We start from the raw sequence: 20,060 nt of genomic DNA on the forward strand, positions 1-20,060 counted from the left end.
AAGACCTTAGCCGCGTTCGGCGTTTTTAATCGACACCTGGGTATTCAATGTCCAGAAGTCATACAGCACGCCCAACAGAAACAGGCCGCCGGTAAATAGGTAAATGATCCCGGTAATCCACTTGCCTTGGTACATACGGTGCACGCCGAAAATACCGAGAAAGGTCAACAGAATCCACGCCACGTTGTAATCGGTATCACCGGCAGTAAAACGCAGATCCGCTTCTCGATCCATGGCCGGGATCAGAAACAGGTCAACGATCCAGCCGATAAACAGCAAGCCGAAGGTGAAAAACCAGATGGTCCCGGTGACCGGTTTGCCGTAGTAGAAACGGTGTGCGCCGAGAAAGCCGAAAATCCACAGCAAATAGCCGATGAGTTTGCTGTGCGTGTCCTGTCGCTGCATATGCGTGCCTCCTGATGGCTGATAACGCTTTGACGCCACACTCTACGCAAGGTTCGCCGAGCGGGGCAATCCGCTGAGCAGACTGCAAAAGCAGCGCTTGCTGCCTGCCTAAGATTATTAAATACTGTATGCATAAACAGCTATTTCAGGCACTACCATGCAGCTGATCGAGAAACTCACCGTGCTCGCCGACGCCGCCAAGTATGACGCGTCCTGCGCCAGCAGCGGCGCGCCCACACGCAGTTCAAAAGGCAAGAGCGGCATCGGCTCAACCAGCGGCATGGGTATATGCCACAGCTTCACCCCTGATGGTCGCTGCGTGGCCCTGCTGAAAATCCTGCTGACCAACTTCTGTCTGTATGACTGCCAGTACTGCGTTAACCGCCGCTCCAGCGACGTGCCGCGCGCGCGCTTTACCCCAGAAGAAGTGGTGACCCTGACTATCGACTTCTATAAACGCAACTGCATCAGCGGGCTGTTTCTCAGCTCCGGGATCATCCGCTCCGCCGACTACACCATGGAGCAGCTCATCCGCGTGGCTAAATTGCTGCGCGAAGAGCATGAGTTTCGCGGCTATATCCACCTCAAAACCATTCCCGACGCCGACCCGTTGTTGATTGCCGAAGCCGGACGCTATGCAGACCGCCTCAGCGTGAACATCGAGTTGCCCACCGAGGCCAGCCTAGTCCGCCTAGCACCGGAGAAACAGGTGCGCACCATCAAGCAGGCCATGCACTCGATTCATCTGGGTGAAAGCGAAGCCCGCACTGAAGTACGTGCGCCACGCTTCGCACCCGCCGGGCAAAGCACACAGATGATTATTGGCGCCGACGCCACCGATGACAGCACCATCCTGCACACCGCCGCCTCGCTTTATGACAATTACCGGCTGCGCCGCGTTTACTACTCGGCCTTCAGCCCGATCCCGCAAAGCCCCAATACCGTGCCCTTCGAAGCGCCGCCGCTGCTTCGCGAACATCGCCTGTATCAGGCGGATTTCCTCATGCGCGGTTATGGTTTCGAGGCCAGCGAGCTGCTCACCGGCCCCGGTAATCTGGCGCTGGATATCGACCCGAAACTGGCCTGGGCACTGAACAACCGCGAGCATTTCCCGGTTGACCTCAACCGCGCCGAACCCGCCATGATTGCCCGCGTGCCCGGCATCGGCGTACTCAGCGCAAAACGCTTGGTCGCGCTGCGCCGCCAGCGACGTATCCGCTTTGAAGACCTCACGCGTTTGCGCTGCGCCCTGGAAAAAGCCAAGCCGTTTATCGTCACCCAAGACTATCGGCCACTGCAGGCCAGCCGCGAATCACTGCTCTTGCGCCAGCAATTGAGTGAAACACCGGCCCAGATGGCACTGTGGTAATGCACAGCGCGCATTTCGATGGCAGCTTTGCTGGCTGGCGTGATACGGCCCGCGCGCTGCTGCGCCAGGGTCTGGCGCCGCATCAAGTCAACTGGCGGGGGGACGGCGACCGCGGCGGCCTGTTTGACCAAGCACCCAGCCCAGTAAATACAACGCCTGCAGCTGAGGCGCCGCGCATCCCCAGGCAACTACTCGCGCTGCTGCAGAGCGCGGCATGCTTTCGGGTGGAGGACCGCTGGAGCCTGTTGTACCGAATTCTCTGGCGCGTCGCCCAGGGTGATCGCGCCGCCATGCTGCCCGGAGATATCGACGGCAGCCAGCTGCATAAGCGACTCAAAGCGGTGCGCCGCGAAGCCCATCACCTGCATGCATTTGTGCGCTTTCATCCCCGCCCGGAACATGCCGAAGGCCCGCACCTGGTGGCTTGGCACGAACCCGCCCATGACATTCTGCACAGCGCCAGCGAGCACTTCGCGGAACGCCTAGGCCGCAGCACCTGGCTAATTGCTACACCAGATGACGGCATCTACTGGGATGGCCAGCATTTGCACTATCAGCGCCCCTGCCCGGATGAGTGGCAGCGCCTGGCGCAAACGCCTGAAGATAACGGGCAAGCCTTGTGGCTGGCCTATTACGGCAGCACCTTTAATCCAGCGCGGCTAAACCGCAGCGCGCTGGAGAACAGCCTGCCGGTGCGCTTCTGGAAAAACCTGCCGGAAGGCCCGCTGATTCCCCAACTCATGAGCCAGGCCCGCGCCGGTGCACAGCGCGACGGTCAGGCTGCCGCCGTCGCCCAGCAGGCCGGCAAAAGCATTCGCCGTAGCGCAGCAAAGGTGCCGCAAGTCAGCGAAAACGTCGACCCGGATCATCCTCGCTGACTTCCAGCGACAAGCCCTGGCTCATGCTGCTCAGGTGATCGCCATCGGTTTCCGAACCGAGCTTGATCATCAGACGCAGGTCGTTGGCCGAATCCGCATATAGCAGCGCATCTTCGTAGGTGATCTCACCCTGGCTATAGAGGGTATAAAGCGCCTGATCGAAGGTTTGCATGCCCTGTTCGGTGGAGCGCTTCATCAGTGCTTTGAGTTCGTGCACATCGCCCTTGCGGATCAGGTCGGCGGCCAGCGGGGTGTTGATCAGCACCTCGATCACCGCGCGACGACCCTTGCCGTCGGGGGTCGGGATCAATTGCTGGGCAACGATGGCCTTGAGGTTCAGCGACAAGTCCATCCACACCTGATTCTGCCGGTCCGCCGGGAAGAAGTTGATGATCCGGTCCAGCGCCTGGTTAGCGTTGTTAGCGTGCAAGGTGGCCAGACACAAGTGGCCCGTTTCAGCGAAGGCTACCGCATGGTCCATGGTTTCACGGGTGCGCACCTCACCGATCAGAATCACATCCGGTGCCTGACGCAGAGTGTTCTTCAGCGCCACTTCGAAAGATTCGGTGTCGATGCCCACTTCGCGCTGAGTAACGATGCAGCTCTGATGCTGGTGGATGTATTCGATCGGGTCTTCGATAGAGATGATATGGCCGCTGCTGTTCTTGTTGCGGTAGCCAATCATCGCTGCCAGCGAGGTCGATTTACCGGTACCGGTAGCACCGACAAACAACACCAATCCGCGCTTGGTCAGTGCCAGTTTCTTGAGAATCTCCGGCAGTTTCAGCTCATCGAGTGTCGGGATATTGGTTTCGATACGGCGCAACACCATGCCGGCCAGATTACGCTGGTAAAAGGCACTGACGCGGAAACGGCCAATACCACGAGCGCTGATGGCGAAGTTGCACTCGTGATTCTCGGTAAAGTCGCGGCGCTGTTGTTCGTTCATCACCGCATGCACGGTTTCACGGGTCTGCTCAGGCGACATGGGCGTCTTGGTGATCGGCATAATCTTGCCGTTGACCTTCATCGACGGCGGCACACCAGCGGTAATAAACAGGTCAGAGCCGCCCTTTTCGACCATCAGGCGCAGCAGTTTTTCGAATTCCATCTTTGTTCGCCCATGTGCATCACGCGGTTATGCAAGCGCCAGCGGCAGGCGCGTGTATTGCCGCTGGGCTGAACCCGACAGGCGACAGCCTGCCAAGCGCTGTCGATTTAGAAGTTTTCCGGGGTCTTGGCCTTCTCGCGCGCCGCTTCACGGCTGACGATGCCCTTGGAAACTAGAGTCTTCAGGCAGGAATCCAGGGTCTGCATGCCCAGCGAACCACCAGTCTGAATAGCCGAGTACATCTGCGCGACCTTGTCCTCACGAATCAGGTTACGGATGGCCGGGGTGCCAATCATGATTTCGTGGGCTGCCACGCGACCGCCGCCAACTTTCTTCAGCAGGGTCTGCGAGATCACCGACTGCAAGGACTCGGAGAGCATGGAGCGGACCATGGACTTCTCTTCGGCCGGGAATACGTCTACCACGCGGTCGATGGTCTTGGCCGCCGAGGTGGTGTGCAGGGTGCCGAAGACCAGGTGGCCGGTTTCCGCGGCGGTCAGGGCCAGGCGGATGGTTTCCAGGTCACGCATCTCGCCAACCAGGATAATGTCCGGGTCTTCGCGCAGCGCCGAGCGCAGGGCCTCGGAGAAGCCGAGGGTGTCGCGGTGCACCTCACGTTGGTTGATCAGGCACTTTTTCGACTCATGCACAAATTCTATCGGGTCTTCGACCGTAAGGATGTGGTGGTACTTGTTGCTGTTTATATAGTCGAGCATCGCCGCCAGGGTGGTCGACTTACCGGAGCCCGTGGGCCCGGTGACCAACACCAGCCCACGCGGCACATCGGAAATCTTACGGAAGATCTCACCCATGCCGAGGTCTTCCATGCTCAGCACTTTCGACGGAATCGTCCGGAATACCGCACCAGAACCGCGGTTCTGGTTGAAGGCGTTAACCCGGAAACGCGCCACACCCGGCACTTCGAAGGAAAAGTCGGTCTCGAGGAACTCCTCGAAATCCTTACGCTGCTTGTCGTTCATGATGTCGTAGATCAGCGCATGCACTTGTTTATGGTCCAGCGCAGGCAAGTTGATCCGGCGGACATCACCGTCAACCCGAATCATCGGAGGCAGGCCAGCGGAGAGGTGCAGGTCCGATGCACCTTGCTTGGCGCTGAAGGCCAGCAATTCAGTGATATCCATGGGACTCCCTAATGACAAACAAGCAGGTAGAATGCCGCAAAACCCAGGCGGCGGGCGCGAGTAATGTCCACGATAGCAGAGAATATTGCAAAGGTCGGAGTGCGCATACGTGAGGCGGCGCAAGCCTCACAGCGAGATTGTGGGTCTATCGGCCTGCTCGCGGTGAGCAAAACCAAACCGGCTGCGGCGGTGCGTGAAGCATTTGCCGCCGGCGCCCAGGACTTCGGCGAGAACTACCTGCAGGAAGCGCTGGATAAAAAGGCAGAGCTGTATGACCTGCCACTGACCTGGCACTTCATTGGCCCGATCCAGTCGAACAAAACCAAGGCCATTGCCGAGCACTTCAGCTGGGTACATTCGGTGGACCGCCTGAAAATCGCCGAACGGCTGTCGGCGCAGCGACCGGCACACTTGCCGGCGCTGAATATCTGCCTGCAGGTCAATGTCAGCGGTGAAGCCAGCAAGTCCGGCTGCCACCCCGATGAACTCCCGGCCCTGGCACAAGCGGTTACACAACTGCCCAACCTGCGCCTGCGCGGATTGATGACCATTCCCGAGCCCACTGACGACCCCATTGAACAACGCGCCGCCTTCGCCCGTTTGCGCGAACTGCAGCAAGGCCTGAACCTGGGCCTCGACACTTTGTCCATGGGCATGAGCCATGACCTGGAAGCGGCCATTGCCGAAGGTGCAACCTGGGTGCGCATTGGCACTGCACTGTTCGGCGCACGTGATTACAGCAAGACCTGATTGAACTTGTCTTGAGCCTTATTGAGGAAACCCGTTATGACCACTCCCCGCATTGCCTTTATCGGCGCAGGCAATATGGCCGCTAGTTTGATCGGCGGTCTGCGCGCGCAAGGCATCGACGCCAGCGCCATTCGCGCCAGTGACCGTGGAGCCGAACAGCGCAGTAAAATCAGCACCGAGCATGGCATCGAAACCTTCGCCGCCAACGCCGACGCGATCAAAGATGCCGACATCATCGTGCTCTCGGTAAAGCCGCAAGTCATGAAAGATGTCTGCCTGGACCTCGCCGCGCATGTCGGCGAGCAGCAGCTGGTGGTTTCCATTGCCGCCGGCATCAGCTGCGCCAGCCTGGAAAACTGGCTCGGCCCACGCGCCATCGTGCGCTGCATGCCCAACACCCCAGCCTTGCTGCGCCAAGGCGTCAGCGGCCTGTATAGCAACGCCCAGGTCTCACCAAACCAGCGCCAGCAGGCCGAACAGCTGCTCAGCGCCGTAGGCCTGGCCCTGTGGCTGGATAAAGAAGAGCAGATCGACGCCGTTACGGCCGTATCGGGTAGCGGCCCGGCCTACTTCTTCCTGCTGATCGAGGCCATGACCGCTGCCGGCGAAAAGCTCGGCCTGCCGCGTGATACCGCCGCCCAACTGACCCTGCACACCGCCCTTGGGGCGGCGCGCATGGCCGTGGCCAGCGATGTCGATGCCAGCGAGCTGCGCCGCCGCGTCACCTCGCCTGCCGGCACCACCGAAGCCGCCATCAAGAGTTTCCAGGCCGATGGTTTCGAAGCATTGGTCGAAAAAGCACTTAACGCTGCCGCCCACCGTTCTGCCGAGCTGGCCGAACAACTGGGCCAATAAGGAACGAAAATGATCGGACTCAACACCGCCGCTGTTTATATCCTGCAAACCATTGGCAGCCTGTACCTGCTGATCGTCTTGCTGCGCTTTATCCTGCAATTGGTTCGTGCGGACTTCTACAATCCGCTCAGCCAATTTATCGTGCGCGCCACTCACCCGCTGCTAAAACCCCTGCGCAAGGTCATCCCCAGCCTGGCCGGGCTGGACCTGGCGTCGCTGGTGTTAGCGATTCTGGTGCAGCTGGTGCTGATGGCACTGACCCTGATGCTGCTCGGCTATGGCCTGGATAACCCTGTGCAGCTGCTGGTCTGGTCGATCATTGGCGTCACCGCGCTGTTCCTCAAGGTGTTCTTCTTTGCCTTGATCATCAGCGTGATTCTCTCCTGGGTCGCACAAGGCAGCCAAAACCCCGCGGTAGGCTTGGTCAACCAAATATGCGAGCCCTTGCTGTCGCCGATTCGTCGCATCCTGCCAAGCATGGGTGGGCTGGATCTGTCGCCGATCGTGGCGTTCTTAATTCTCAACCTGATCGACATGATGGTGATCCGCAATCTGGCGATCATGACCGGCATGCTCAAAGGCTTGAGCCTGGCGATCTAACCGACAGATGAGTCATTTCCGCTGGGACGGCAACGACCTGATCCTTGAATGCCATCTGCAGCCCAAGGCGAGCCGTGACGAGTTCGCCGGGCTGCATGGTGATCGTTTGAAGATTCGCCTCACCGCACCGCCCGTAGACGGCAAAGCCAACGCCCACCTGCTGGCCTTTCTGGCCAGCGCCTTGGCCGTCAGTAAAAGCCAGGTCAGCCTGGAAAGCGGCCAGCAGAGTCGGCAAAAACGCGTGCGGATCAAACAGCCGCAGCAACTACCTGACGCACTCGAACTAACCATTCAGCCATCCTGAGCGACCATAAGGCGGGCGTGCGACGGCATGCAATTGACGCCACAGCTGCGACCCGCATAATGCCCGACAGGCCTATTCATGGATTGGGTGGGCCTGACGCCACTCCATAGGTGTTAAAACATTGCCGGCCACGCCAGCCTGAGGCGCGGCATCGTTGAATCGGTGCACGGTTTCATCCGGGCGACACAACCGCCCCACAATGGATGAACCAACTAGAGGAAAGCCAAGGATGAGCATGCAACGTCTCAGTGAGCAGGTCGACGCCTACGTCACCTGGAAGCGCGAGTTGATGCGCGAAATCACCCGCTACCGCAGCTGGCTGGTGAGCAATCGACTGAACTCCGAGGCCGTAGAAGGCAAGCTTGAACGGGCGCTGAAACTGCTGCGCACCGACCACATTACCCTGGCATTTGTCGGCGAGTTCTCGCGCGGTAAAACCGAGTTAATCAACAGCCTGTTCTTCTCGTCCTATGGCCAGCGCATGCTGCCGTCCCAGGCCGGGCGCACCACCATGTGCCCCACTGAGCTGTTCTTCGACCCGCAGTCGGAACGCTCATATATTCGCTTGCTGCCCATCGAAACACGGGTGTCCGAAGCCAGCATCGCGCAGTTCAAGCGCGCTCCTCGCCACTGGGTGAATATCACCCTGGACCTCAGCGACCCGGACAACATGGTCCAGGCCTTTAATCAAGTGGCCCGCAGCAAGCCCATGCCGGTTGAGCAAGCCATAGCCCTGGGCTTTCACCCGGACATGCTGGAAAGCACCCACCGCCCGGGCGAAGTGCTGGTGCCGGCCTGGCGCCATGCCATGGTCAACTTCGACCATCCGCTGCTGCGTCAGGGCTTGCGCATCCTCGACACTCCCGGCCTGAATGCCCTCGGCAGCGAGCCGGAACTGACTCTGTCGATGCTGCCCAACGCCCAGGCGATCATCTTTCTGCTGTCCGCCGACACCGGCGTCACCGCCAGCGACATGGCCGTGTGGCAGCAGCACATCCGCCAGCTAGACGAAGACACCCAGACTTGCCTGTTCGCCGTGCTGAATAAGATCGACGTGCTGTGGGATGACCTGGCGGGCGAGAGCTTTGTGCAAAACGCCATCCGCATCATTCAGACCAACACTGCCAAGCAGTTGGGCATCCGGCCTGAAGACGTACTGCCGTTGTCGGCCAAACAGGCCATGCTGGCCAAGGTGCGCAAAGACGCCGACCTGCTGACGCGCAGCCAGATAAGCAACCTGGAAAACCTGCTGTGCGAGCGCATCATCGCGCAGAAAGAGCGCCTGCTCGAAGACCGTGTGGTCTTTCAGGTAATGGCCCTGCTGCAGAACAGCCAACACCTGCTCAACCTGCGCCTGGAGAAGGTCAACGAGCAGCAGGCACTGCTGAGTAACCACCAGCACGACAATGGCCAGATGCTCTTTGAGCTGACCGCTAAGACCAAGGACGACCACAGCCAGCACCACAAACGTCTACTTGGCCTTAAAACCAACCAGCGCCTGCTCAAGCGCCAGGGCGACTTGCTACGCCATGCTTCACGCAGCGAGCGCCTGGATGAACACCTCAACACCGTACGCCGGGACCTCACTGGCAGCTGGACCACCCTGGGCATCAACCAGGCGATCCTGGATTTCTTCCGCAGCGTGGAGCAGGACCTGCACAACCTGAGCCAGGAAGCTGAGATGGCCAACACCATGGTGGCCGCCATCTACCGGCGGCACAACGAGGAAAACCCACTGCATGGCGTCGACGCCCCGCAGTTCAACGTCAACCGCTACAAGCGTGAACTCGAACAGCAGCAGCGCAAAGCCGACCAGTTCCGCCTGCAGCTGAAAACCCTGCTGACCGAACAGCGCAGCCTGAGCAAACGCTTCTTCGCCACCCTGGTGCAGGAAGTCATCGGCTTGCATCAACGCATGCGCCAAGACGCCGAGCAGTGGGCCAACGATGCGCTAATGCCCTTGATGCAGCACACCCTGGAACACAAACAACTGCTGGAAACCCACATGCTGCGGCTCAAGGCCCTGGCGCAGGAAACCCAACAAGCACGCCAGCGCGGCCAGCAATTAGCGCGGTACAGCGCCGAGCTGGAGCAGCAACTGGCGCAGGCCAGCGACATGTTGCGCATTCTGCGCCGCCCGGCCCCGCGCAACGGCAGGCTAAGGTGGTCAGCCTGCCAGGGCTTAGCCGGCCGCAGAGCATGGGCGAATAACCGCAGCCAACAGCGCCTTATCCGCCATACACCCGCCGCCCCGCGTGCTTGCCGCACGGGGCGGCGCTCTTTAGACTGCGGCTCTTCCTTTATTGCGAGCAGGGTCGATGTCGATTGTTTTCCCCCAAGACTCTGTTGGCCTGGTCACTCCGCAAGTACTGCACTTCGCAGAACCTCTGGCGCTGGCTTGCGGGCGCAGCCTGGCTGACTATCAGCTGATCTTCGAAACTTATGGCGAGCTCAACGCCACGGCCAGTAACGCCGTATTGATCTGCCATGCTCTGTCCGGCCATCATCACGCCGCGGGCTACCACAGCGTGGATGACCGCAAGCCCGGCTGGTGGGACAGTTGCATCGGCCCCGGCAAACCTATCGATACCAATAAGTTCTTTGTGGTCAGCCTGAATAATCTCGGCGGCTGCAACGGTTCTACCGGCCCCAGCAGCCTTAACCCGGCCACCGGCAAGCCGTTTGGCGCGGACTTTCCGGTGATGACCGTGGAAGACTGGGTGCACAGCCAGGCGCGCCTGGCCGACAGCCTCGGCATCCAGCAATGGGCCGCGGTGGTTGGCGGCAGCCTCGGTGGCATGCAAGCCATGCAGTGGACCATCAGCTACCCCGAGCGCGTGCGCCACTGCCTGGCCATTGCCTCGGCACCCAAGTTGTCGGCGCAAAACATCGCCTTCAACGAAGTCGCGCGCCAGGCGATCCTCACCGACCCGCAATTTCATGGCGGGCACTTCCAGGAACAAGGCGTGATCCCCAAGCGCGGCTTGATGCTGGCGCGCATGGTCGGCCACATCACCTACCTGTCGGACGACGCCATGGGCGAGAAATTCGGCCGTGGACTGAAGAGTGAGAAGCTCAACTACGACTTCCACAGTGTCGAGTTCCAGGTGGAAAGCTACCTACGCTATCAGGGCGAAGAGTTCTCCACGCGCTTCGATGCCAACACCTACCTGCTGATGACCAAGGCGCTCGATTACTTCGACCCGGCGGCTCAGCACGATGGCGACCTGGCCAAAACCTTGGCCGGGGTCAGCGCCGACTTCTGTGTGATGTCCTTCACCACTGACTGGCGCTTTTCGCCGGCGCGCTCGCGCGAGATCGTCGACGCCCTGACCGCCGCACGCAAGAACGTCTGCTACCTGGAAATTGACGCGCCGCAGGGCCACGACGCCTTCCTGATCCCCATTCCGCGCTACCTGCAGGCGTTCGACAGTTATATGAAACGGATTAAGGTGTAGTCATGCGCGCGGATCTCGAAATCATCCAAGAGTGGATTCCCGCCGGCAGTCGCGTGCTGGACCTCGGTTGCGGCAACGGCGAGTTGCTCGCCTGGCTGACCGAGCACAAGCAGGTTAGCGGCTACGGCCTGGAAATCGATGCGGACAACATCGCCCAGTGCGTCAGCAAGGGCGTTAACGTGATCGAGCAAAACCTCGATAAAGGCCTGAGCAACTTCGCCAGCAGCAGTTTCGACGTGGTGGTGATGACCCAGTCGCTGCAAGCCCTGCACTACCCCGACAAGGTGTTGGCGGAAATGCTCCGGGTCGGCAAAACCTGCATCATTACCTTCCCCAACTTCGCCCACTGGCGCTGCCGCTGGTACCTCACCAGCAAGGGCCGCATGCCGGTGTCGGACTTTTTGCCGTACACCTGGTTCAACACGCCGAACATCCACTTCTGCACCTTCGAAGACTTCGAAAACCTGTGCCACGACCAGGGCGCCAAAATCAAAGACCGCCTGGCTGTGGATCGCGACCATCGGCACGGCTGGGCCAGTCGTATCTGGCCTAATCTATTAGGTGAAATCGGCATTTACCGGATTAGCGGCGCAACACTCTAGGCGTAAACGCCAACCGCTGAACGGGCTGTTGTTCAGATTGAATCAGGAGATTCCCCATGCATCGCATTGCCCTGTTGTTTATCGCCCTGTGCCTAAGTCTGCCTGCGCTCGCTGAACGCAAGCAGAGCTTTGGCGATTTGGATGTGCACTACATTGCCTTCAACTCCAGCTTCCTGCAGCCAGACATTGCCGCCGCCAACGGCCTGATCCGCAGCAAAACCCTGGGCGTGGTCAACATTTCCGTACTCAAGGACGGCAAGGCCAGCAACGCCAGCGTCAGCGGTGAGGTCAAAGACTTGGTCGGGCGCAGCCAGCCGCTGACCTTCAAGCAGGTGACTGAAGGCGAAGCCATCTATTACCTGGCGCAGTTCCCCTTCACTCAGCAAGAAATGCTGCGCTTCACCATCACTGTTCGCGCGGCCGATGGCGTAGCGCACAGCGTCGACTTCAATCAGGAATTTTTCCCAGACCGATGATCCACTTCAACGAATTGGTGCTGGCCAGCCATAACGCCGGCAAACTCAAAGAGCTGCAAGCCATGCTTGGCAGCAGTGTGCGCGTACGCTCGGTGGGTGAGTTCTCATCCATCGAGCCGGAAGAAACCGGCCTATCGTTTATCGAAAACGCCATTCTCAAGGCGCGTAACGCGGCGCGTGTTTCCGGCTTATCGGCCTTGGCCGACGATTCCGGGCTAGCGGTGGACTTTCTCGGCGGCGCGCCGGGTATCTATTCAGCCCGCTATGCCGATGGCCAGGGCGATGCGGCGAATAACGCCAAGCTGCTCGAGGTGATGAAGGCCGTGCCGGATGCCGAACGCGGCGCGCAGTTCGTTTGCTGCCTGGCGCTGGTGCGGCATGCCGACGACCCGCTGCCGATCATCTGCGAAGGCCTCTGGCACGGGCGCATCCTCCACGCGGCGCAAGGTGTGGAAGGCTTCGGCTATGACCCGCTGTTCTGGGTGCCCGAACGCGACTGCTCCAGCGCCGAGTTGCCGGCCGCCGAGAAAAACCAGATCAGCCACCGCGCCCGCGCCATGGCCCTGCTGAAACAACGGCTGGGGCTGGCATGAGCCACACCTCCGGCGGCGGCTTCGAACTGCCGCCACTGGCGCTCTATATACACATCCCCTGGTGCGTGAAGAAGTGTCCGTATTGCGACTTCAACTCCCACACCGCCGGGCCAAACTTGCCGGAAGAGGCCTATGTTGATGCCCTTCTGGCTGACCTTGAAGCCGATTTGGCGCAGGTACATGGCCGGCCGCTGACCTCGATTTTCTTCGGCGGCGGCACCCCCAGCCTGTTTTCAGCCAAGGCGCTGGGGCGCTTGCTGCAAGGCGTCGAGCAGCGCGTGGCGTTTGCACCGGACATTGAAATCACCCTGGAAGCCAACCCCGGCACCTTCGAGCAAGCCAAATTTCGCGACTACCGCAGCCTGGGCATCAATCGCCTGTCGATTGGCGTGCAGAGCTTCCAGGCACCCAAGCTGATCGCCCTAGGGCGCATCCACGATGGCGATGAAGCCGTGCACGCTGCCGACATGGCCCGCGCCGCTGGTTTCGATAATTTCAATCTGGACCTGATGCACGGCCTGCCGGACCAGTCCATCGAGGACGCGCTGGGTGACTTGCGCATCGCCATCGCCCAGCAGCCGACGCACCTGTCCTGGTATCAGCTGACGGTTGAGCCCAATACAGTGTTCTGGAACCAGCCGCCGGTGATGCCCGAAGACGACATTCTCTGGGACATTCAGGAAGCCGGCCAGGCCCTGCTGGCCGCCGAAGGCTACGCGCAGTATGAAGTCTCGGCTTATGCCCAGGCCGGCAAGGCGGCGCGGCACAACCTGAATTACTGGACCTTTGGCGACTTTCTCGGCATCGGCGCCGGCGCTCACGCCAAGCTGAGCAGCCCGGACGGGCGCATCAGCCGCAGCTGGAAAACCCGCCTGCCCAAGGACTACCTGGACAGCAGTAAACGCTTCAATGCGGGCGAACGGGTGCTGAGTGCCGAGGAGCTGCCCTTCGAGTTTCTGATGAATGTGCTGCGCCTCACCGACGGCGTCGCCAGCGAACTGTTCACTCAGCGCACCGGCCTGCCGCTGAGCCAACTCGCAGCGGCACGCCTTGAAGCTCAGCAGCGCGGCCTGCTCCACAGCGACCCCGCGCGCCTAAGCGCCACCCGCGAAGGCCAGCTGTTTCTCAATGACCTGCTGCAACACTTTCTACCCTAACGCATGCGCCCACACGGCTAAGGAAACCTTGATGGACCTGCTACTTGACCTGATCGTTACCCTGTCACGCTGGAGCCGCAGCCACCTCTACGACATTTCACTGACCATCATGGCCACCCTGCTGGTGCTATTTGGACCCGGCATCAATGCCTGGGTGCAACGTAATACCAGCAGCATGAACTTCATCTTGCGCACGCTGATCTTCGTGCTGCTCTGTGCCGTCGGCTACGGCCTGCTGATCATCTTCGCCACGCCGTACCTGGCCAAGGGCCTGGGCTTCTTCAACAACTTCACCCTGGCGCCAATACTGATCCTGGTGTTCTTTATCATCGGCATCCTGGCCGACCGTAACTGACGCCCCACCAGCCTGGGCTGACGGGGCAACGCGTCAAAACGGTTTGATCGCCACCTTGAGCACGCCATCACGCTGATGGCTGAACAGTTCGTAAGCCGCGACGATGTCATCCAGCGGGTACTCGTGGGTGACCAGCGCGCCGAGATCAACCCGCCCCGAGGCCACCACGCTCAGCAAGCGGCGCATGCGCTCTTTGCCGCCCGGGCACAGCGAGGTGATGATTTTGTTATCACCCAGGCCGGCATGAAAGGCGCTCAGCGGAATCACCAGATCGGTTGAGTAAACGCCCAGGCTGGACAAGGTCCCGCCGGGTTTAAGCACCCGCAGGGCATTCTCGAAGGTGGATTGCAGGCCAAGCGCCTCGATCGCCACATCCACGCCGCGCCCACCGGTCAGGCGCAGGATCTCCTCAACCACATCGACCTGATTGAAATTGAGGGTGACATCCGCGCCCATCTTGTGGGCGATTTGCAGGCGCTTATCGACACCGTCGACGGCAATGATGGTACTGGCACCGCGCAGCTTGGCCCCAGCCGTGGCGCACAGGCCGATGGGGCCCTGGGCAAACACCACCACCACGTCGCCAATCTTGATATTCGCCGCCTCGGCCCCGGCAAAGCCGGTGGACATGATGTCCGGACACATCAGCACCTGTTCATCGGTCAACCCATCAGGCACCGGCGCCAGGTTGGCCTGCGCGTCAGGCACCAGCACATACTCGGCCTGAGTGCCGTCGATTGTGTTGCCAAACCGCCAGCCGCCCATGGGTTTATAACCGTGGCAGGCGCAACCGCCATCCTGCGAGGGGACGCCATCCTGGCATGCATACGAGGTAAAGCTCGGGCAAATAGCACCGGCAATCACCCGCTGGCCTTCTGTATAGCCCTGCACATTACTGCCCAGCTTCTCAATGATACCGACGGGCTCATGGCCAATGGTCAGGCCCCTGGCGACCGGATACGCGCCCTTGAGGATGTGCACATCAGTGCCGCAAATAGTAGTGGTGGTAATGCGCACCAAGGCGTCGTTAGCGCCGACCGGCGGAATCGGCTTATCCACCAATTCGATGCGCCCAGGTTCGATAAACACTGCTGCTTTCATCATGCTCATGAACGTTCTCCATTACCGCCTGTAAGGAGAAATCACTGTAGTCCAGGTACAGCAAACCCGAGCTGCCGTGCATCAACACCCGGCTTTCTGCCAGGCATAAAAAAGCCGCCCAACAAGGGCGGCTTTGCGCTATTGCCAGGGCGTCGGCTTAGTTACCTTCGCGGCGCAGCGCTTGTGGGGTGAAATCGCGCGGCGTCAGCTTGGCGTTGAAGTTGTACATCGGCTCGTTGTTATCCATCCCGTCGACGAAGTAACGCTCGCCTTTGAAGTCGTAGATGGTTTCCAAGGTGCTGCCGAACATCGGCATGTTGTAGTAGCTGATCGGGTGGCTTTCCTGCACGCCACTCAGCTCACCGCTCTTGTCATACAAGTCGACGGCAAGCACCTGCCAGCTGTCCTCGTCGATATAGAAACGGCGCTTGGCGTACGGATGGCTGAAGCCTTTACGCAGCTGGGCGTCGACTATCCACACGCGGTGCAACTCGTAACGCAACAGGTCAGGGTTAACGGTGTTGCGCCGCAGGATATTGTCGTAGGGGATGCCCTTCTGGTGGACGGCATAGCTGTTGTACGGCACCAGTTTTTCTTGCTTGCCGACCAGCGTCCACTCGTAGCGGTCCGGCGCACCGTTGTAGGCGTCGACCACGTCGGCAGTGGCCATGCCGTTGGTGTCGGGCTGCAGGGTGTCATAGGCCAGCATCGGCAAGCGGCGCACGCGGCGCTCGCCACGGTTGAAGCGCCAGGCCTTGCGGATCGCCAGCACCTGATCGAGGGTTTCTTGCACCACCAGTGCCGAGCCAGATAGCTTGGCCGGAGCGACGACCTTGTACTTGTAGTAGAACAGGGTGTTATCCAGGTCCTGCGGCGTGACGCCTTCACGACCGTAGAGGAAGTAAATATCACGTTCCAGCTTGAGCAGGTTGTAGGCACCGTTAGACAGCACGGCCGCCTGGTTGGTGACAAAGCTGATCTGGTCGCCACGGTAACGCATGATGTGGTTCCAGATGGCTTCCTGGCCAGTTTTCGGCAGAGGGAAAGGAATGCCGGCCGCCACACCATCGACCCCATTACCGCCGGAAATCAGCTCGGCAGCCTGCGCGTTGAAACGCGTGGCGTCATAGATGCGCTGTGGTGCGGCGGCACTGCGACGGGTCGGAAACACCCGCAGGAAGTACTCGGGGTTCTTTTCCAACAACGCCTGCAACCCAGCCGGCAGCAGCGCCTGATATTGCGCCAGGTTCTGACTGTTGACCTGGTACAGCACGGGGTCGCCGCTGAAAGGATCGGGATGATGCATGCCCGACTGGTAGTTGGCCGGCGGTTGCGCCAAGCCACCGCTCCAAGCCGGAATAGTGCCAGCGGCATTACCTGCGCGCTCACCACCCAGCGGGGTCAGGTCCTGGCCCAGGCGGGCGGCCTGGGCACTGTCGACCTTGGCTTGCGCCTGCAGCGTGCAGGCTGCCAGTAGCAGAATTGTAAATACTCTCAACACAGCGATCTCCTCGCAGCCTGGCCAGTGGCAGGGCTGCTGTTGTTATGGCTCGGGCAATCCTGCCCAGGTGTAAGTGCTGTCTTAGTGAGGAGCCGTCCTGGCGAATGCCGGATTATTCCGATCTAGTGCAATCATCCTTGGCTTATGGTCTTGCGGCACTGTCGCTGCAGCGCGGGGAAGTCAGCTGATGCGTTGGAACTTCAAGTCCCACACGCCATGCCCAAGGCGCTCGCCGCGGCGTTCAAATTTGGTGGTCGGGCGCTCTGTCGGGCGCGGCACATACTGGCCATCTTCAGCCAGGTTCTGATAGCCGGGGGCGGCACTCATCACCTCGAGCATGTACTCGGCATAGGGCTGCCAATCGGTGGCCATGTGCAGCACACCGCCGACCTTGAGCTTTTGCCGCACCAGTTCGGCAAACGCCGGCTGGACGATCCGACGCTTGTTATGTTTGGCCTTGTGCCATGGGTCCGGGAAGAACAGCAGCACGCGGTCAAGGCTGGCATCAGCCACACAGTCACGCAGCACTTCCATGGCATCGCAGCTGTACACGCGCATGTTGTTGAGGTTTTGCGTCATCAGGCCGTTGAGCAACGCACCAACACCGGGACGGTGCACCTCAACCCCGATAAAGTCCTGCTCAGGCGCTGCAGCGGCCATTTCCAGGGTCGAGTGGCCCATGCCAAAGCCGATCTCGAACGTGCGCGGCGCACTGCGACCAAACAGCTGGTCGAAGTCGCGCAGGCCATCCTCCAGTTGCAGGCCGAATTTCGGCCAGCCTTGATCGAGGCCGCGCTGCTGCCCTTCAGTCATGCGCCCGGCACGCATGACAAAACTTTTGATCGCGCGGTGCTTGGAAGTGTCTTCAGCCGGCTCGGGCTGTTGTGGCAAGTCAGTCATGCTGTGCTCTTAAAGTGCTTTTAGAGTGCTTTTATGATTTCGCGAGCTAGAGCCATGCAAGGCAAAAACAGGCGAGGAAGCGGAGTTTACGAGTTGTAAATGAGCATTCCGAGCCTGTTTTTAACGCAGCAGGGCCGAAGCGCAGCAAAGCGTAAACGCGCTCTTACTTGATCAGGCCGTCCAGCGGCGACGAAGCGCTGGCATAGAGTTTCTTCGGCATGCGTCCGGCCAGATAGGCCATACGCCCGGCGATGATGGCGTGCTTCATCGCCTCGCCCATCAGAATCGGGTTTTGTGCATGGGCAATCGCGCTGTTCATCAATACTGCCTCGCAGCCCAGCTCCATGGCGATGGTGGCATCCGAAGCCGTGCCCACGCCGGCATCGACCAGCACCGGCACCGTGGCTTCTTCGAGGATGATGCGCAGGTTGTAGGGGTTGCAGATGCCCAGACCGGTGCCAATCAGGCCGGCCAACGGCATGACCGCGATGCAGCCCATGGCCGCCAGTTCGCGGGCGATGATCGGGTCATCGCTGGTGTACACCATCACGTCGAAACCGTCCTTGACCAGCACTTCGGCGGCCTTGAGGGTTTCGATCACGTTAGGGAACAGGGTCTTCTGGTCGGCCAGCACTTCCAGCTTGACCAGCTTATGGCCGTCGAGCAGCTCACGGGCCAGACGGCATGTGCGCACCGCCTCAACGGCGTCGTAACAACCGGCAGTGTTTGGCAGGATGGTGTAGCGCTCGGGGCTGATCACATCCAACAGGTTCGGCTCGCCCGGGTTCTGCCCGATATTGGTACGGCGCACCGCAACGGTAACGATCTCGGCACCCGAGGCTTCAATGGCCAGACGGGTTTCTTCGAGGCCTTTGTACTTGCCGGTACCGACCAGCAAGCGCGACTGGTAGGTACGGCCAGCCAGGGTAAAGGGTTTGTCGTTGGGAACGTGGCTCATGGGTAATCCTCTTGAAATGGGCGGGCAGGCTGCGGACGATAACGCCCTTCAACCACCACCAATGGCATGCACCACCTCAACCTGGTCACCCTCGCGCAGGGCGGTGGCGCAGTGCTGGCTGCGCGGCACGATATCCAGATTAAGCTCTACCGCGACGCGGCGGCCGGCCAGATCCAGGCGCTCAATCAACCCGTCGACGGTTGCGCCCTCGGGCAATTCGAATGGTTCACCGTTTAACAGAATACGCATGACGGCTCGCTCCCAACGGGAAAAGGGCCGGCATTCTAGCCTGATCACCGGCGTTGACCAAGGCTAAAGGCTGCTGCCCGTCACGTTTTCTGACTTACGGGTCAGGGCTCGCTGCGCTCCGGCAGCTGCCAGGCAGCGACACCCAGACATGCCCAACCCGCGAGAAACGCTACGCCGCCCAAGGGGGTAACTATGCCCAGCGCACTGATACCACTCAAGGTCAACGCATAGAGGCTGCCAGAGAACAACAGGATGCCGAGGGCAAATAAGCTGCCCGCGCAGCTGACCAGGCGCGCCGGGCGCAGCAAGGCCAGCAGGCCGACGCCAAACAGCGCCAAGGCGTGCACCAACTGATACTGCGTGCCGGTCTGGAACACCGCGAGATACGCCGGCGTCAGCTGACTCTTCAAGCCATGCGCAGCAAAAGCGCCCAGGGCAACACCGGTAAAGCCGGCACACCCAGACAGTAATAACCACAGACGCGCCATCCATCACTCCAGCGATAAAGACAAGGCTGGCTATAATGGCCGGCAAATTCGTCCTGGCCAAGCACGCATGGTTCGCTCCCTCTTCCGCCGACTGCTCAAACTCCTGCTCTGGTTGATGATCGCCTCGGTATTGCTGGTGCTATTGCTGCGCTGGATGCCACCGCCCGGCACTGCCCTGATGGTCGAGCGCAAGGTCGAATCCTGGCTCCACGACCAGCCCATCGACCTGCAGCGCAACTGGCGCCCCTGGAATGAACTGCCTGACGACTTGAAGATGGCCGTTATCGCCGGCGAAGATCAAAAATTTGCCGAGCACTGGGGCTTCGATATCGCCGCGATCCAGGCCGCTTTGGCGCACAACCAGCAAGGCGGCTCACTGCGGGGTGCAAGCACCCTCAGCCAACAGGTGGCGAAAAATCTGTTCCTCTGGTCCGGCCGCAGTTGGCTGCGCAAGGGCATTGAAGTGTGGTTCACCGGGCTGGTCGAACTGCTTTGGCCGAAGCAGCGGATTCTTGAGGTGTACCTTAATAGCGTTGAATGGGGTGATGGCGTATTCGGCGCAGAGGCGGCGGCGCAGCATCACTTCAACATCGGCGCCCCTTATCTGTCACGCCAGCAGGCCAGCTTGCTCGCCGCAGTACTGCCCAACCCGCGCGAATGGAGCGCCAGCCGACCCAGCGCTCACATCAGCCGCCGTGCCAGCTGGATTCGCCAACAAATGCGCCAACTGGGCGGCAATCATTACCTCAGTCGTTTACAGCCAAGCCGTCCCGAGTGGTTGCGTGAGTGGCTCCCCAGCGGGCTCTAA

General features: G+C 60.4%; 22 protein-coding genes and 1 pseudogene. 14 read left to right on the top strand and 9 right to left on the bottom strand.

What is annotated here, in order from left to right; translation table 11 throughout:
• Positions 1–6 precede the first annotated feature (6 nt).
• Positions 7–405: a TM2 domain-containing protein gene (locus ACEPAJ_RS19795; RefSeq protein ID WP_311089592.1), complete on the bottom strand. Its 399-nt coding sequence runs from the start codon at positions 403–405 to the stop codon at positions 7–9.
• Between the two features lie 157 nt (positions 406–562).
• Between ACEPAJ_RS19795 and ACEPAJ_RS19800 the strand changes: the two genes are divergently transcribed.
• Together ACEPAJ_RS19800 and ACEPAJ_RS19805 are read left to right on the top strand one after the other, a co-directional pair.
• Positions 563–1,774, top strand: coding sequence for a putative DNA modification/repair radical SAM protein (locus tag ACEPAJ_RS19800; protein WP_274089215.1), 1,212 nt, complete (start codon positions 563–565; stop codon positions 1,772–1,774).
• Positions 1,774–2,652 carry a TIGR03915 family putative DNA repair protein gene (locus ACEPAJ_RS19805; RefSeq protein WP_425917260.1) on the top strand — a complete coding sequence of 293 codons (879 nt, stop codon included), beginning with the start codon at positions 1,774–1,776 and terminating at the stop codon, positions 2,650–2,652. Before ACEPAJ_RS19800 ends, ACEPAJ_RS19805 begins: the two co-directional genes overlap by 1 nt.
• On the opposite strand, the gene ACEPAJ_RS19810 is transcribed toward ACEPAJ_RS19805, so the two are convergent.
• Positions 2,618–3,763 (bottom strand): PilT/PilU family type 4a pilus ATPase, encoded by a 1,146-nt coding sequence (locus ACEPAJ_RS19810; RefSeq protein WP_425917261.1) that lies wholly within the window; start codon positions 3,761–3,763, stop codon positions 2,618–2,620. The two genes, ACEPAJ_RS19805 and ACEPAJ_RS19810, sit on opposite strands and share 35 nt — an antisense overlap.
• A gap of 107 nt (positions 3,764–3,870) precedes the next feature.
• Positions 3,871–4,905: a type IV pilus twitching motility protein PilT gene (locus ACEPAJ_RS19815; protein WP_322949057.1), complete on the bottom strand. Its 1,035-nt coding sequence runs from the start codon at positions 4,903–4,905 to the stop codon at positions 3,871–3,873.
• A gap of 63 nt (positions 4,906–4,968) precedes the next feature.
• Here ACEPAJ_RS19815 and ACEPAJ_RS19820 point away from each other — a divergent pair, with 63 nt between their 5' ends.
• The 11 genes and pseudogenes from ACEPAJ_RS19820 to ACEPAJ_RS19870 all read left to right on the top strand — a co-directional run bounded on the left by ACEPAJ_RS19820 (position 4,969) and on the right by ACEPAJ_RS19870 (position 14,055).
• Positions 4,969–5,655 carry a YggS family pyridoxal phosphate-dependent enzyme gene (locus ACEPAJ_RS19820; RefSeq protein WP_274089212.1) on the top strand — a complete coding sequence of 229 codons (687 nt, stop codon included), beginning with the start codon at positions 4,969–4,971 and terminating at the stop codon, positions 5,653–5,655.
• 36 nt (positions 5,656–5,691) lie between these two features.
• Positions 5,692–6,510 carry a pyrroline-5-carboxylate reductase gene (gene proC / locus ACEPAJ_RS19825; RefSeq protein ID WP_425917264.1) on the top strand — a complete coding sequence of 273 codons (819 nt, stop codon included), beginning with the start codon at positions 5,692–5,694 and terminating at the stop codon, positions 6,508–6,510.
• Between the two features lie 9 nt (positions 6,511–6,519).
• Complete coding sequence (locus ACEPAJ_RS19830) at positions 6,520–7,110, top strand: YggT family protein (protein ID WP_274089210.1); 591 nt, start codon at positions 6,520–6,522, stop codon at positions 7,108–7,110.
• 7 nt (positions 7,111–7,117) lie between these two features.
• Positions 7,118–7,414 carry a DUF167 family protein gene (locus ACEPAJ_RS19835; protein ID WP_090240445.1) on the top strand — a complete coding sequence of 99 codons (297 nt, stop codon included), beginning with the start codon at positions 7,118–7,120 and terminating at the stop codon, positions 7,412–7,414.
• A 229-nt stretch (positions 7,415–7,643) separates the two neighbouring features.
• A pseudogene (locus tag ACEPAJ_RS19840) lies at positions 7,644–9,625 on the top strand (dynamin family protein).
• A gap of 107 nt (positions 9,626–9,732) precedes the next feature.
• The gene (metX, locus tag ACEPAJ_RS19845; RefSeq protein WP_274089207.1) at positions 9,733–10,872 is read left to right on the top strand and encodes a homoserine O-succinyltransferase MetX; all 1,140 of its coding nucleotides are present in this window, start codon (positions 9,733–9,735) and stop codon (positions 10,870–10,872) included.
• A gap of 2 nt (positions 10,873–10,874) precedes the next feature.
• Entirely contained in the window at positions 10,875–11,474 is a 600-nt protein-coding gene (gene metW, locus ACEPAJ_RS19850) for a methionine biosynthesis protein MetW (protein WP_322949062.1), read from the top strand.
• Between the two features lie 56 nt (positions 11,475–11,530).
• The gene (locus ACEPAJ_RS19855; RefSeq protein ID WP_322949063.1) at positions 11,531–11,950 is read left to right on the top strand and encodes a DUF4426 domain-containing protein; all 420 of its coding nucleotides are present in this window, start codon (positions 11,531–11,533) and stop codon (positions 11,948–11,950) included.
• On the top strand, positions 11,947–12,543 hold the full coding sequence (gene rdgB / locus ACEPAJ_RS19860) for an RdgB/HAM1 family non-canonical purine NTP pyrophosphatase (protein WP_322949064.1): 597 nt from the start codon (positions 11,947–11,949) through the stop codon (positions 12,541–12,543). The genes ACEPAJ_RS19855 and rdgB overlap by 4 nt, the downstream gene beginning before the upstream one ends.
• Positions 12,540–13,700, top strand: coding sequence for a radical SAM family heme chaperone HemW (gene hemW / locus ACEPAJ_RS19865; RefSeq protein WP_274089203.1), 1,161 nt, complete (start codon positions 12,540–12,542; stop codon positions 13,698–13,700). The genes rdgB and hemW overlap by 4 nt, the downstream gene beginning before the upstream one ends.
• 31 nt (positions 13,701–13,731) lie before the next feature.
• The gene (locus ACEPAJ_RS19870) at positions 13,732–14,055 is read left to right on the top strand and encodes a DUF3392 domain-containing protein (RefSeq protein WP_274089202.1); all 324 of its coding nucleotides are present in this window, start codon (positions 13,732–13,734) and stop codon (positions 14,053–14,055) included.
• Between the two features lie 33 nt (positions 14,056–14,088).
• Here ACEPAJ_RS19870 and ACEPAJ_RS19875 read toward each other — a convergent pair whose 3' ends face one another.
• The 6 genes from ACEPAJ_RS19875 to ACEPAJ_RS19900 all read right to left on the bottom strand — a co-directional run bounded on the left by ACEPAJ_RS19875 (position 14,089) and on the right by ACEPAJ_RS19900 (position 19,252).
• Complete coding sequence (locus tag ACEPAJ_RS19875; protein WP_425917269.1) at positions 14,089–15,165, bottom strand: NAD(P)-dependent alcohol dehydrogenase; 1,077 nt, start codon at positions 15,163–15,165, stop codon at positions 14,089–14,091.
• Between the two features lie 148 nt (positions 15,166–15,313).
• On the bottom strand, positions 15,314–16,657 hold the full coding sequence (locus ACEPAJ_RS19880) for a DUF1329 domain-containing protein (protein WP_425917271.1): 1,344 nt from the start codon (positions 16,655–16,657) through the stop codon (positions 15,314–15,316).
• A gap of 180 nt (positions 16,658–16,837) precedes the next feature.
• Positions 16,838–17,557: a tRNA (guanosine(46)-N7)-methyltransferase TrmB gene (gene trmB / locus ACEPAJ_RS19885; RefSeq protein WP_425917273.1), complete on the bottom strand. Its 720-nt coding sequence runs from the start codon at positions 17,555–17,557 to the stop codon at positions 16,838–16,840.
• Between the two features lie 163 nt (positions 17,558–17,720).
• Positions 17,721–18,515: a thiazole synthase gene (locus tag ACEPAJ_RS19890; protein ID WP_425917275.1), complete on the bottom strand. Its 795-nt coding sequence runs from the start codon at positions 18,513–18,515 to the stop codon at positions 17,721–17,723.
• A gap of 48 nt (positions 18,516–18,563) precedes the next feature.
• Entirely contained in the window at positions 18,564–18,764 is a 201-nt protein-coding gene (gene thiS / locus ACEPAJ_RS19895) for a sulfur carrier protein ThiS (RefSeq protein ID WP_425917277.1), read from the bottom strand.
• A 101-nt stretch (positions 18,765–18,865) separates the two neighbouring features.
• On the bottom strand, positions 18,866–19,252 hold the full coding sequence (locus ACEPAJ_RS19900; RefSeq protein WP_425917278.1) for a DUF423 domain-containing protein: 387 nt from the start codon (positions 19,250–19,252) through the stop codon (positions 18,866–18,868).
• Positions 19,253–19,319: 67 nt separating this feature from the next.
• Here ACEPAJ_RS19900 and mtgA point away from each other — a divergent pair, with 67 nt between their 5' ends.
• Positions 19,320–20,060 carry a monofunctional biosynthetic peptidoglycan transglycosylase gene (gene mtgA / locus ACEPAJ_RS19905; protein ID WP_425917280.1) on the top strand — a complete coding sequence of 247 codons (741 nt, stop codon included), beginning with the start codon at positions 19,320–19,322 and terminating at the stop codon, positions 20,058–20,060.

The sequence above is a fragment of the Pseudomonas sp. GWSMS-1 genome (assembly GCF_049847425.1).
Classification (GTDB): Bacteria; Pseudomonadota; Gammaproteobacteria; order Pseudomonadales; family Pseudomonadaceae; genus Aquipseudomonas.